This window comes from Tissierella carlieri (assembly GCF_018917285.1).
Classification (GTDB): domain Bacteria; phylum Bacillota; class Clostridia; order Tissierellales; family Tissierellaceae; genus Tissierella; species Tissierella carlieri.
This window is the reverse complement of record NZ_JAHLOH010000040.1, coordinates 137,985-152,659: the sequence shown is the minus strand read 5'-3', so window position 1 is coordinate 152,659 and position 14,675 is coordinate 137,985. Positions and strand designations below refer to the sequence as shown.

Here is a 14,675-nt window from a genome sequence, read left to right as displayed (position 1 = left end):
AAGGAGTGGGAGGATGAAGATTTATATCAGCGTAGATATTGAAGGTATAACTGGAGTGACCAATTGGAATGAAACTGAATTAGGTCATGGAGAATATGCATGGGCAGTTGATCAAATGACTAAAGAAACCATAGCAGCATGTGAAGCGGCAATAGAAATGGGTGCAAAAGAAATAGTGGTAAAGGATGCTCACGATTCTGGAAGAAATATAGATATATCTAAACTTCCGAAAGAAGCAAGAGTAATAAGAGGATGGACTTCTTCACCTGAATCAATGATGGCAGGTATAAATGAAAGTTTTGATGCTACAATTTTTATTGGATATCATTCAGCTGCTGGAGAAAACGGAAACCCATTGGCTCATACAATGAATTCTAAGAAGGCTACATATGTAAAAATCAATGGAGAATTAGCATCAGAGTTTACAATGAATTCATTGATATCTGCGTATTATGGAGTTCCAGTAGTATTTTTATCAGGAGATAAAATGTTATGTGAAAACTCAAAAAAACTAGTCCCAAATATAAAGACTGTGGCTGTGAAAAGTGGAGAAGGTGGTGCTACCTTTAACATGCATCCAAATTGTGCATGTGAATCTATAAAAAGTGGAGTAAAGGAAGGAATTAAAAAAGTTAAAGAATGTAAAATAGAATCTCCAGAAGAACTGAAATTGGAAATAAGATTTACAGAGCATCAAGATGCTAATAAAGCAAGATATTATCCGGGAGTTAGACTTATAGACGATCATACAGTGGAGTATATAGCAAAGGATATTCAAGAACTGATGACAGTTAGAATGTTTATATTATAATTTTAAATATAACAATGCTACAAGAAATCAGCCTATGATGATATAATTAAGTAACAATATATATCTAAAGGGTGATCAAATGTCTTTAAATTCAGAATCTTATGTTAAAATGTTTACGGATATGATGTCTGAAGGTTTTATAGTAATAGATAATGAGGGCAAAATACAAATCTATAATAATAAGGCTAAGGAAATATTTGGAATAAGTTATGATGGACAAATTAACCATGATAAAGGGAAAATTAATATTGGAGATATAGTTATTATTGGAGATAACTCCATAGGACAGGATGATGGAAAAATGGATTCAGATTCATTAAAGTCCTTGGGGGTAAAGGATAATAACATAGATATGGGAGATTCGATTATTGCCATTGGAGTATTTGGCAAAGATGGAATGGCTAATCCAGTATTTAAGACCTTAAAAAATGGTCATAAGGAAGATGTTTTAAAATTAAAAACAAGTTATTTAGAAGTAGATATAGAAGTTGAAATAGATTTTGTAAATAAGATAATATCTATTAAGGTTAGAGATGAAGAATTCACCTTGAACTACATCAATGCAATAGGACATATGGTGGTTTTAGATGGAGTCACGAAACAAATGAAATTCTACCAATCCCATGGATATACTGCTAGGGGAGAAAGTATCAATGACATATTAAAAGGAAAAGAATACAGGGCCAAAGGAAAGAATACTGAAACATTAGATGTAATTGGAAAAAATATTTTTGAAATACACAAATCAGATAATATAATCCAACAATTTTTTAATGTAGCTAAAGGAGAAGATATTAGTTATATAGATAAATTTGAAGAAATCAACGGATATCCTACTATGTGTACACTTTTACCTGTGGAGGACCAAAAGCAGAGGATAGGAGCAGCATTAAAGGTAGAAGATATTTCAGAAATAAAAAAGATTATAATGGAAAGAGATAATGCAATTAATCAGCTAGAAAAGGCTGAATCTCAACTAAAAGAGGAGAAAACCCTAAACAAAGCATTTCCTAATTTTGTGGGAGATAGTGAGCAAATTGAATATGTAAAGAGAATGGCACTAAAGGCTTCTAAGACTAATTCTAATGTATTGATATTAGGAGAAAGCGGAACGGGAAAAACAATTCTTGCACAGGCTATTCATCAGAACAGCAAGCTTAAAGACAAGCCTTTTATCCATGTGAATTGTGGTGCAATACCTGAAACATTGTTGGAATCTGAGCTTTTTGGATATGAAAAAGGAGCATTCACAGGCGCACGATCTGAAGGAAAAAAAGGCTTTTTTGAAATAGCGAATGGAGGAACCATATTTTTAGACGAAATCGGAGACATATCTACAAATTTACAAGTAAAATTACTGCAAGTTATTCAAGAAAAATCTTTCTACAGAGTTGGTGGTACAGAAAAAATTACAGTAAATATACGTATCATTGCTGCTACTAATAAAAATCTAGAAGATGAAATGATAAAGGGAAGTTTTAGGGAGGATTTATATTATAGAATAAATGTATTCCCTATTTGGATACCGCCATTAAGAGAAAGAAAGCAAGACATGAATGCATTGATTGAACTAGTGCTTCCGAAAATCTGCAATGAGATAGGCTGTAAATCTAAAAGAATTTCTTCTGAAGCTATTAATCTAATATTAAACTATGATTGGCCTGGAAATGTAAGGGAGTTAGAAAATATTTTAGAAAGAGCTGTCAATTTAGCTGAAGGAAATAACATACTTTCAAAACATATAGCCTTAAAATTAAATAAAAAAGAGAATAAAAGCGTTGATATAGTTCCATTGAAAGAGTACCTAGAAGGATATGAGAAATCAATTATTGAGAGAACATTATCATTTTATAGAGGAGATAAAAAAAGGGCAATGGAAGCCTTAAAAATAAGTAAAACTACTTTCTATGAAAAAATAAAGAAATATAATATAGAATAAATTTGCCATATGGAAGGAGTTAATATGACAAAGAAAGATATAGCAGAAAATAATATAAAACAAATTGAAGGGTTAGTTTTATTAAAAGATTTAGACAATAGTTTTATTATTGAATTAAAATATGCTACAAAAGATAACTTTCTAAAGAAAGTGATGTATCCAGTTCCAGTATGTGCCATAAGAAGAGAAACTGGGGAAAAGCTTGTAAAGGCCAATAAAATATTCAAAGAAAGGGGATATACCATTAAGGTATGGGACGCTTATAGACCAATGCATGTGCAAAGAGAATTTTATGAAGCCTGTCCAGATTCTCCTTATGTGGCGAAACCGCCTGAAAATCCAATTGCATCTGGATTTAGGCCACGACACAATAATGGAATGGCAGTAGATATAACCTTAGTAGATGAGAATGGAAAAGAGCTTGAAATGCCTAGTGGATTCGATGATTTCACAGAAAAGGCCAAGGTTAGTTCAAACAATATGACAGAAGAAGCACGAAAAAATGTAAATTATCTCCATGAAGTTATGTCAAGTGTTGGATTTAGAACATATGAGAATGAGTGGTGGCATTTCGTAGATGGAGTAGAAGAACCCACTCCTTATTTAGATATCCCTCTAGAGATATTTACATTATAAAAGCTATAAAGGAGGTTTTTAAATGAAAATAAAAGAGATACAAGTAGGTCAAATATCGGTACCACTTAAAAAGCCTTTTAAAACAGCCCTTAGAACAGTTGATAGAATTGAAGATGTTGTAGTTAAGATAATTACTGATACAGGTCATATTGGATACGGAGAGGCTGCACCTACAGCAGTAATTACAGGTGATACAAAAGGATCTATAAAATGTGCTATAGAAGATTTTATAGCACCACAAATAATAGGATTAGAAATTGAGAATATAGAAGAGATAATGAACAGGATAGATAGGTCTTTAATTAAGAATACATCTGCCAAAGCTGCTGTTGATATAGCTATATATGATCTTTTTGGTCAACTTCACAAATCGCCTTTATATAAGCTTTTAGGAGGATATAAGAAAGAAATAATTTCAGATTTGACAATAAGTGTAAATGATCCGGAGGAAATGGCACAAGATAGTATTGAAGCTGTAAAAAGAGGATATAAGACATTAAAGATAAAGGTCGGACTTGATTCACAAATGGATATAAAAAGGATACAAGCCATAAGAGATGCTGTTGGATACAATGTAGATTTGAGATTAGATGCAAATCAAGGATGGAAACCAAAAGAAGCAGTTATGCTTCTTAGAAAAATGGAAGAAAAGGGATTTGATATAGAACTTGTTGAACAACCTGTTTCTGCTAATGATTTAGAAGGATTAAAATATGTTACTCAAAATGTAAATACACCTATATTAGCAGATGAATCTGTATTTTCTCCATCTGATGCAGTAAAGATAATTCAAAATAGGGCAGCAGATTTAATAAATATTAAATTGATGAAAACTGGTGGTATTCATAATGCGTTAAAGATATGCTCTGTTGCAGAAATATATGGTGTTGAATGTATGATAGGATGTATGTTGGAAAGTAAGCTAAGTGTTAGTGCAGCAGTCCATTTAGCGGCATCTAAAAGTATAATTACTAAAATCGATTTAGATGGACCAGGATTATGTAAAGAAGATCCAGTTGAGGGAGGACCTAAATTCCAAGATTATAAAATTACATTAAATGATGAGTGGGGATTAGGTTTTAAAAATATTGGAAACTTAAGCTTTTAGATTTTGGTTTTAAGAAGTCCTTAAAAACGGAAAAAATTCATATTTCGGGAAAAGGTGGCAGTCGAAGTCGTAATTGCAACTAATTGACCTTAGTGAGACTAATTTACTATTACGTATAATTCTGCCCTTTTCACTGATATTACGTAAATGCGGAAAAGCAAATGAATTGTAGTTAAAATAATCTGATAATTCACATAAGAAAATCTTATCTAAATCTTGCAAATATACTAATATCTTAGTTTGCTTGCTTTCAGATATCTGCTAATTTAAGTGGTATAATATTTGCATTATCTTAATATGTAGTTAGTAAGAAATTGATTTATCTCAATGTAAAAACTATTACTTAATCGATAATTTCATAGCTTAATAGGAAGGAGGAAAGTTCTACTAAAGGCTACATAAATTTTTAAAAATTAGAGGGGGAGTAAGATGAAAAGGTTAATAGCTTTAATGTTGGCAATAATGATGATTTTGGCAGGATGTTCAAAACCAAATACAAAGGATACTTCGTCAGATGATCCGTCCAAAACACCTGATAAAGCAGCAAAGCCTCAAGAATACTCAACGGTTTATTCAGGAGAAATCACTACATTAAACTACTTAGTGACCGCGAATCAGAATGAATTCGCTCTAGCAGCGAATTTTGTAGATAACTTAATTGACTATGACAGATATGGGGTTCCAATACCTGGTCTAGCAACTGAATGGGAGAGTTCAGAAGATGGAATAATTTGGACCCTAAACATTCGCCAAGGAGTGAAATGGGTTACTCATGAGGGGAAGGAGTATGCAGAAGTTAAAGCTAAGGACTTTGTAGATGCTGCAAAGTACTTACTAGACCCAAATAATGAATCTCTAACAGCAAATATATTTTATAGTGTAATTAAAAATGCAGAAGAGTATTACAATGGTGAAATAGATGATTTTGAACAAGTAGGAGTAAAAGCAGTAGATGATTATACATTAGAATATACTCTTAAACAAAATACACCATATTTCTTATCGATGCTTAACTATATTTGTTTCTTGCCTGTTAATGGAGATTTCCTAGCAGAGGTAGGAGATAGATTTGGAACAGACAATACTAATATTCTATATAATGGGGCTTATGTAATGGAAACCTTTGAGCCGCAGACTAGAAGAATTCTTGTGAAAAATCAGCAATACTGGGATAAGGACAATATATTCATAGATAAAATAAAGGAGACCTATAACCAAGAATCTGCAACATTAGCACCAGAGCTATTTTTACGTGGAGAAGTTGATTATGCTGATATACCTGCTTCTTTAGTAGAAGAATGGATGAAAGATCCAGCTAAAAAAGATTCAGTTAGACCAAATAGAACAGGATTCTATACTTATTTTTATGCGTTAAATTTTGATCCTAAATTCGATGCAGAGTACGAACCAGATAACTGGAAAATTGCTGTAAATAATGTAAACTTCCGCAAATCATTATTCCATGGATTAGATAGGAAATCTGCCATGATAACATCAGAACCTTATAATCCAGAGCAAAGGTTATCAAATACTATTACACCAAAGAGCTTTGTTGACTTAGATGGAATAGATTATACTGAGCTAGAAGGTCTAAAAGAGTTTGCAAATACTGATTCATTCAATGAAGAATTGGCAAAACAATATAGAGATAAAGCTATGGAAGAATTAAAAGGAAAAGCAAAATTCCCAATAATAGTATATATGCCATATAACTCAGGTGGAACTGAATTGGCAAATAGAGTACAGGTTATAGAGCAGCAAATGGAGAATCTACTAGGAAAGGATTATATTGATATCCAAATAGATCCAAAACCACCTACAAACTTCTTATCAGAAGTAAGACGTTCAGGAAAATATGGATTTTTAGAGTGTAACTGGGGACCTGACTATGCAGATCCTGAAACATACACAGATCCATTTACTCCTGGTGCAAATTATAACTTCCCAGAATTTGTTGAAGATTATAATGATGACAATGGAGAAAAGACCTATACTAACCTAACAAATAAAGCTAAAGCAGAGGTTATGGACATCAAAAAGCGCTATGAATTATTTGCTGAGGCAGAAGCATTTTTAATCAAAGAAGCCTTCGTTATTCCTTATGCACTAGGTGGAGGAGGATATGCAGCTGGTAGATTAAATCCGTTTGAATCTCAGTATTCACCATTTGGAGTATCATCAAACAGATATAAGGGACAGCATATCATGGAAAAACCTATGAATACAGAAGAATACAAGGCGGCACTTGAAACTTGGGAGAAAGAACGTGCCGAGGCATTAAAGAACAGTAAATAAGAATTCAAAGACCTAAGGGTTATTAATTGATAATCCTTAGGTCTGAAAATTAATATACTATAGCTTAATGAAAAGTAAGAGGTTAATTGACTTTTATTGAGATTTAATATAGTTGACTTACAGAGAAGAGAGGGAAAAAAATGCTAAAGTATTCTATTAAGAGGCTATTACAATCTTTGCTTACCCTATTTATCATAGTTACCATAGTATTTCTTCTTATGCGGTTATTGCCTGAGGAAGGGTATTTCGGAGCTTCCTATGAAAAGCTAGATGAACAACAAAGAGAAGCTATATTGACCAGTATGGGACTTAGGGACCCTATACATAAGCAATTAATTAATTTTTATAAGAATATATTAACTGGTAATCTAGGGCAATCTATTACCTTTAGACCTAAGGTGCCCGTTGCAGACATAATAAAGGATAAGGTGCCGTATTCCTTATACTTTGGATTGGCAGCTATAGGAATATCTTTGCTTGTTGGAGTCACGCTGGGAATAGCTATGGCCAGAAACAAAAATAAATTTTGGGATAAGTTAGGAACAGGCTATGTGGTATTTATAAGAGCAGTGCCTGCTGCTGTATATTTTCTTTTCTTACAATTATATGTAACGGGAGTTTTTAAGATCCCAATGTTATTTGATGTAGATAAACCTAAAACATGGATATTACCTGCTATATCTATGTCCCTAGGAGGAATAGCCAGTTATGCAATGTGGATGAGGAGATATATGGTAGATGAGATTAACAAAGATTATGTCAAATTAGCTAGAGCTAAAGGATTAAAAAGCAAGCCCATAATGGTAAAACACATATTTCGCAACGCCTTTGTTCCCATGGCACAATATTTACCAGCTTCCATTCTATTTACAATAGCAGGTTCAATCTATATAGAATCTTTATATTCAATTCCAGGAATGGGAGGACTTTTGGTAGAGGTTATTAAAAGGCAAGATAACACCTTAGTTCAAGCTCTTGTAATCATATATTCATCAATAGGTATAGTAGGGCTATTTTTAGGAGATTTACTCATGGCCTTATTTGATCCTCGTATAAATTTACAGAGAAAAGGGGGCGCTAGATAATGAGTAAAGGTACAGTAGATAAATTAACAAATGCCATAAATGAAGATTTATTTCAATTTGTGGAATATAATGAAGAAGAGGCTAAACGTGGAGGATATTCAAACTATTCATATTGGCGCTCTACTTGGCAGGTTTTCATAAAAAATAAAACAGCGGTCTTTCTATTAATCTTGATGTCTGTATTATTAGTATTTACATTAATTCAGCCTTATTTGCCTAATCAGAAATCACCTACTGAAATTCATATAAATCCTGAAACAAAGCTTCCCCTTAAAAACAATCCTCCTGATTCAGAATTTTGGTTTGGAACTAATTCAATTGGCCAGGATCTTTGGTCACGTATATGGAGTGGTTCGAGAACCTCATTACTTATAGGTATAATAGTTGGACTTTGGGAGGCCGTTATAGGAATTACCATAGGGGCCATGTGGGGTTATATAAGATGGCTAGATAGACCAATGACTGAGATATATAATGTGATCAACAATATTCCTAAAACCATAATACTGGTTCTAATGACTTATATAATGAAACCTAGTCTATATACTATGATTATTGCCATGGGATTGACATCATGGATAGATATGGCAAGGTTTGTAAGAAATCTGACAGTTATTATTAGAGACAGGGAGTATAATCTGGCATCAAAATGTTTAGGGACTCCTACAAGAAGAATAATAGCTAGAAATTTACTTCCTTACTTAGTTTCAGTAATTATGCTGACGGTCGCATTGTCTATTCCACAGACTATAGGCTATGAAGTATTTTTGACTTATATAGGGCTAGGATTACCTGTTAGTATTCCGTCACTAGGTAATCTTATTAATGAGGGAAGACTTCTTATAATGAATGCATCACAAAGGTATCAATTAATATTTCCTTCAATAGTTATTTCTATAATAACCATTTCATTTTACATGATGGGAAATGTTTTTTCTGATGCGGCAGACCCTAAAAACCACGTATAGGAGGTGTACTATGGAAAGTAAAAAAGTCATATTATCTGTAAAGGATTTAGTAATTAAATTTAGACTAAGGGGAGATGTATTAACAGCTATAAGAGAAGCTTCTTTAGACTTGTATGAAGGAGAAAGTTTAGCCATAGTAGGGGAATCGGGATCGGGAAAATCAGTTTTTACTAAGAGTTTTATGGGATTATTAGATGGGAATGGTTGGATAGATTCTGGAAGCATAACCTTTGAAGGAGAGGAAATATCAAATTATAAAACAGAAAATGATTGGATTAAAATTAGAGGGAAAAAAATTGCTATGGTCTTTCAAGATCCTATGACTTCATTAAACCCTTTAAAAACTGTTGGTAAACAAGTGCAGGAGGCTGTTGAATTACATCAAGGTCTAAAAAAAGAAGAAGCAAAAAAGAAAGTAATTGAATTATTATCTGATGTCGGTATTACTGAACCTGAAAAAAGATATAAACAATACCCCCATGAGTTTTCAGGAGGTATGAGACAGAGAGTAGTTATAGCCATAGCTATAGCTTGTAATCCAAGGATTTTAATATGCGATGAACCAACTACAGCCCTAGATGTAACAATACAAGCTCAAATTTTAAATCTGTTAAAAAACCTTAAAGAAAAATATCAATTAACTACAATATATATTACCCATGACTTGGGGGTTGTAGCTGATGTCGCAGATAGAGTAGCAGTTATGTATGCTGGTGATATAGTTGAGATAGGTCAATGTGAAGAGGTGTTCTACAATGGACAGCATCCATATACATGGGCGCTATTATCTTCACTTCCACAACTTGGAGTAAAAGGAGAGGATTTATTCTCCATAAAAGGAACTCCGCCAAACTTATTCTATGAGATAAAAGGTGATGCTTTCGCACCTAGGAATCCTAGAGCGCTGAAGATAGATTTTGTTGAAAAGCCACCGTATTTTGATGTAAGTCCTACACATAAGGCAAAGACATGGCTGCTAGATCCTCGTGCGCCAGAAGTTAATCCGCCTGAGTCCATAAAAATACTAAGACAACAATGGGGGGTCATGAACAATGCCTAATAACCAAAAGGAAGTCTTACTAGAAGTAAAAAACTTGAGGGTAGAATTTGGAAGGGGAAAAAAGAATAAATTTGTAGCTGTAAAGGATGTAAATTTCAATATCTATAGGGGAGAGACCTTTGGATTAGTTGGAGAGTCTGGTTCAGGAAAAACTACAATAGGCAGAGCTATTATTCGTTTGAATGAAACAGCAGGTGGAGAAATTATATTTAAGGGAAAAAAGATCAATGGAAAAATAGATAAAGAATTAGATAGAGAAATAACTAAAAAAATTCAAATGATATTTCAAGATCCAATGGCATCACTAAATGAGAGAGCCAAAGTAGATTATATAGTATCAGAAGGTCTGTATAATTTAAAAAATTATAAAAATGAAGAAGAAAGAAAAGAAAAAGTAGAAAAGGCACTTATTGATGTTGGATTATTACCTGAGTTTTTAAGCCGATTCCCTCACGAGTTTTCAGGAGGACAAAGGCAAAGAATAGGAGTTGCAAGGTCTGTAGTAATGGAGCCGGAGCTAATAATTGCAGATGAGCCTATATCCGCCTTAGATGTTTCTATTCGTGCTCAAGTATTAAATTTAATGTCAGAATTACAAAGGAGTAAAGGATTAACATATCTATTCATTGCCCATGATTTGTCTGTAGTAAGATTTATAACGGATAGAGTGGCAGTAATTTATAAAGGGCAAATAGTAGAAATGGCTGAAACTGAAAAACTTTATAAAAATCCTCTTCACCCTTATACTAGATCTTTATTTTCAGCAATTCCATTGCCTGATCCAAGACGACAAAGATCAAAAGTATTAGAAATTTATGACCCTAGTTGTCATGATTATGAAAATATGCCTCCAAAGTGGGTTGAGATAGAACCTGAACATTTTGTTCTGGGAAATGAAAGAGAGATAGAAGAATACATGAAAGCATTAAATAAATAGAATCTTAAAGCTTTAATTAAAGCGGATGATTTTATTACAGGGGGAATCCATATGTTTAGGAAAAAAAATTTTGTATTGATGGGGGTTATATTACTAATGTGTGGATGCAGCGATTCAACTAAAACAAAAGAAATATCTTATGATGGAAACTTGATTGTCAATAGAGTAGAAGATTTTAGAGAAGGAGAAAACGAAAATACTAAAATAAATGACGAAGGTGAAATCATTTTAGAAGATTCATCTCTTCAAGGAAAATATATTTCACCTATAATGACCACAGAAAAATTTAATGAATTAGTAGCTTCTTGGAATGTAGATACACCAGAAGAAACTGAAATAGAACTATTTGTTAAAGTAAAGATAGAAGATCAGTGGACCATATGGTTTTCCTATGGGAAATGGTCTCAAGACGGAACTAGGGGAAGTATTGAAGATCAAATTGATAAAACGGCAAAGATGTCAATCGATACATTAGAGATACTTTGGGGCAAAGATGCAGATGCTATTAGATATAGTGTAGAATTAACACGCAAGGATTCCAGTATGTCTAGTCCAAAAGTAAGAAATATATTCTTAGCTTTAAAGCCTAGGGATGAAGTAGAAAAAGTCTCTGCCTTAGATAATGATTACTTAATAGAACTAAATGTACCAGAAAGATCTCAAATGGTAGTTCCAGAAATAGGCAATGTAATATGCAGCCCTACATCTGTATCTATGGTATTGGAATACTATGGATACGATATAGATACTGAAGAAGTAGCAGAAAATGTTTTAGATAAAAAAGAAAATATCTATGGAAATTGGTCCTTTAATGCTGCCTATGGAGGAACAAAGTGTAAATACTCCTATGTAGCTCGTTTTACATCAATTAATGATATAAAAGAAAAAATATCAAAAGGTATTCCAGTTATAGCTTCTATAAAAACAAAATCAGAAAATACATTAATTGAGGCTCCTCAAACTTATCCAAGTGGACACTTACTAGTAGTGAGGGGATTTACAGTAAAAGATGGAGAAGAATACGTTATCGTAAATGATCCAGCAGCCCCAGAGGTAGATACCGTACGTAGAGAATACAAAGTATCAGGATTTGAGAAAGCATGGAATAAAATAGTATATATTTTAAGTCCAGAATTGAATTAAAAAATCATTAAAGCCTCAAAAGTTGAATTACTTTTAAGTAATAGACTTAGAGGCTTTTCCCCCGCTATTATAAATAAGAGGTGACGAAAATGATAAAAGAAATTGTTATGGAAGAGCTAAAGTTAGCAGAAGAAAAGGTTTCAATTATAATAAAAGACTTAAGTAATGATCAATGGATATTAAAATATGATGAAAATAGAACTTTTCCATCTGCTAGTATAATAAAAATTCTTATAATGACAGAAGCACTAGAGCGTGTTGAGAAAGGAGAATTCAACCTAGATCAAAAAATAAAGGTTAGAGAATGTGATAGAGTTGAATATAGCCTAGTATCTGAATTAAAATTAGAAGAATATCCATTAATAGATCTAATTACTTTGATGATAATCCTTAGTGACAATACAGCTACTAATATTTTAATAGAATTATTAGGATATGAAAGAATCAATGAAATGGCAAAAAAAATAGGCTGTAATGATACAATTCTAAGAAGAAAGATGATGGACTTTGAAGCAGCAAAAGAGGGTAGAGAAAACATGACTAGTCCTATGGACATAGCAATACTCATGGAAAAGATATATAATAAATCTATTATTAGTGCTGAAATGTGTGAACTTATGATACATATTTTAAGCAGACAAAAACATAGAAATATGCTGCCAAGATATATTTTAGATGAGGTAGTTATAGCTCATAAGACTGGGGAATTAAGTGGATTAAATCACGATATAGGAATATTTTATTTAGAAAATATACATTATCTAATAGGGATTTTCACAACAGATGGAAAAGACGATTTAGTCGGAAAAAGGACTATAGGAAGAATTTCTAAATTGGTATATGATAACTTATCAAAGGTTAAGTAAAAAAATATATTATGAGGTGATAAATTTGCAAAAGCTAGGGATTTTAAACAAAACCGTAGTCCCTATTAATCTACATCCGAAATTTGATAGTGAAATGGCTGATGAAGGTTTATATGGAATGGTTATAAAAATTTTAGAAGATATGGGAGATGGTTGGTATTATATTGAAACTCACTATAATTATTGTGGCTATGTTCATCAATCAAATATAATTATAGATGATATTCAGTCAAAAGAATGGATGAATGAGGCAAAAAGTATAATCACTCATTCAGTAGTTGATGTAATGCCTGGGGCAAGTTATAAGGGTTATGTAAAAAAAATTTTAACTAGAGGTGCCATAGTTATAGTTACTGGAAATGAAAAAGATGGCTGGACAGAGATTAAATTAGCCGATCGTAGAACTGGATGGGTTAGGACAAGTTTCGCAGGAGATAGAATAATTTCTTATAATAAAGATGATGAAAATCAGTTAAGAGATAGATTAGTTAAAACAGCTATGCTATACTTAGGTACACAATATAGATGGGGTGGCAAAAGTCCTTTGGGGTTAGATTGCTCAGGATTATGCTCTATATCTTATATGTTAAATGGAATCATAATATATAGGGATGCTGAAAGAAAAGATGAATATATGAGAAAAATAACTTTAGATGAAATAAAACCTGGAGATCTTTTATTTTTTCCGGGTCACGTAGCAATGTATATAGGAAATAACAGATATATACATTCAAGCTCAAGTTTGAATGGCGTTAATATTAATAGCTTAAATCCTAGTGATATAGATTATAAAGAGGATTTGGCAAAAACCATAACAGATATAGGCACAATTTTTTAAAACCATAGAAATCTTAGCCTTTTAGTTAGAATTTTCCTAATATTTTTCAAAAAAGTTTCTTAGATCTAAGAAGCTTTTTTATTTGTTACAAATTTAAAGGATTTTGCTATAATAGAAAGGGTCATCTAAAATTTTAAAATTCCATATTTTCGGATTATAGTTCTGTTTATCGTACTGGTAAAATTTTATTTAAATATAAATTAAAAACACTTATAATATGAGAAAAATTTCGAATTATTGTAAAAATACAAACTTGTTTCCTAGAAATAGGAAATGCAGGTTCAAAGATATCTAAAAATCAAGGTTATAGTTATGGCATATTAATTGCATTGTATATACATGGCAATTAAATATAAACAATTAAAGGAGGCATCTTAATGATTAATTTTATTTGGGCAGGTTTGCTTATCATTGGATTTGTAGTTGGAGCTGCTACAGGCAATCTTGAGGCAGTTACAAATGCAGCAATTGATAATGCAAAGACAGGTGTAGATTTAGCTTTGGGACTTATTGGAATAATGACTCTATGGCTAGGACTTATGAAGATTGCTGAGGATTCAGGACTAGTTGAGAAACTTGCAAAATTACTAAGACCATTAATGATTAGATTATTCCCTGATGTTCCAGCAGAACATCCTGCAATGGGTGCAATGATAATGAATATTGCTGCAAATATGTTGGGATTAGGTAATGCTGCTACTCCATTAGGATTAAAAGCAATGCAGGAGCTGCAAAAATTAAGTGATGATAAAGAAACAGCAACTGATGCAATGGTTACATTCTTAGCCATCAATACTTCTTCAGTAACATTAGTTCCCGCATCTACTATTGCAATATTAGCAGCGGCAGGAGCCACAAATCCTACGGAGATAATAGGACCAACATTAGTAGCTACTACCGTATCAACAGTTGTTGCAATTATTGCAGCTAGATTATTTCAAAAACTACCTAAGTATCAGATGAAAAAGGCTAATAACTAATATAGTATA

13 protein-coding genes are annotated in these 14,675 nt (G+C 32.5%); all 13 read left to right on the top strand.

The features are described from left to right. Positions 1-13: 13 nt before the first annotated feature. Positions 14-811: a M55 family metallopeptidase gene (locus tag KQI38_RS12990; protein ID WP_216560050.1), complete on the top strand. Its 798-nt coding sequence runs from the start codon at positions 14-16 to the stop codon at positions 809-811. 79 nt (positions 812-890) lie between these two features. Next, positions 891-2,750: a sigma-54 interaction domain-containing protein gene (locus KQI38_RS12985; RefSeq protein WP_216560048.1), complete on the top strand. Its 1,860-nt coding sequence runs from the start codon at positions 891-893 to the stop codon at positions 2,748-2,750. Between the two features lie 24 nt (positions 2,751-2,774). Next, complete coding sequence (locus KQI38_RS12980; protein WP_216560046.1) at positions 2,775-3,386, top strand: M15 family metallopeptidase; 612 nt, start codon at positions 2,775-2,777, stop codon at positions 3,384-3,386. A gap of 22 nt (positions 3,387-3,408) precedes the next feature. Beyond that, entirely contained in the window at positions 3,409-4,494 is a 1,086-nt protein-coding gene (locus KQI38_RS12975) for a dipeptide epimerase (protein ID WP_216560044.1), read from the top strand. Between the two features lie 429 nt (positions 4,495-4,923). Continuing rightward, complete coding sequence (locus KQI38_RS12970) at positions 4,924-6,789, top strand: peptide ABC transporter substrate-binding protein (protein ID WP_216560042.1); 1,866 nt, start codon at positions 4,924-4,926, stop codon at positions 6,787-6,789. A gap of 140 nt (positions 6,790-6,929) precedes the next feature. Continuing rightward, positions 6,930-7,874 carry an ABC transporter permease gene (locus KQI38_RS12965; protein WP_216560040.1) on the top strand — a complete coding sequence of 315 codons (945 nt, stop codon included), beginning with the start codon at positions 6,930-6,932 and terminating at the stop codon, positions 7,872-7,874. Beyond that, complete coding sequence (locus KQI38_RS12960) at positions 7,874-8,842, top strand: ABC transporter permease (protein ID WP_246565818.1); 969 nt, start codon at positions 7,874-7,876, stop codon at positions 8,840-8,842. Before KQI38_RS12965 ends, KQI38_RS12960 begins: the two co-directional genes overlap by 1 nt. A gap of 10 nt (positions 8,843-8,852) precedes the next feature. Then, on the top strand, positions 8,853-9,902 hold the full coding sequence (locus KQI38_RS12955; protein WP_216560038.1) for an ABC transporter ATP-binding protein: 1,050 nt from the start codon (positions 8,853-8,855) through the stop codon (positions 9,900-9,902). Beyond that, positions 9,895-10,839, top strand: a complete 945-nt coding sequence (locus KQI38_RS12950) for an ATP-binding cassette domain-containing protein (protein ID WP_216560036.1) — start codon at positions 9,895-9,897, stop codon at positions 10,837-10,839. Before KQI38_RS12955 ends, KQI38_RS12950 begins: the two co-directional genes overlap by 8 nt. 51 nt (positions 10,840-10,890) lie before the next feature. Beyond that, entirely contained in the window at positions 10,891-11,982 is a 1,092-nt protein-coding gene (locus KQI38_RS12945) for a peptidase C39 family protein (protein ID WP_216560034.1), read from the top strand. Positions 11,983-12,071: 89 nt separating this feature from the next. After that, positions 12,072-12,848 carry a serine hydrolase gene (locus KQI38_RS12940; RefSeq protein ID WP_216560033.1) on the top strand — a complete coding sequence of 259 codons (777 nt, stop codon included), beginning with the start codon at positions 12,072-12,074 and terminating at the stop codon, positions 12,846-12,848. A gap of 25 nt (positions 12,849-12,873) precedes the next feature. Continuing rightward, positions 12,874-13,686, top strand: a complete 813-nt coding sequence (locus tag KQI38_RS12935) for an SH3 domain-containing C40 family peptidase (RefSeq protein WP_216560031.1) — start codon at positions 12,874-12,876, stop codon at positions 13,684-13,686. Positions 13,687-14,063: 377 nt separating this feature from the next. Then, positions 14,064-14,666 carry a nucleoside recognition domain-containing protein gene (locus KQI38_RS12930; RefSeq protein ID WP_216560030.1) on the top strand — a complete coding sequence of 201 codons (603 nt, stop codon included), beginning with the start codon at positions 14,064-14,066 and terminating at the stop codon, positions 14,664-14,666. The last annotated feature ends 9 nt before the right edge of the window (positions 14,667-14,675 follow it).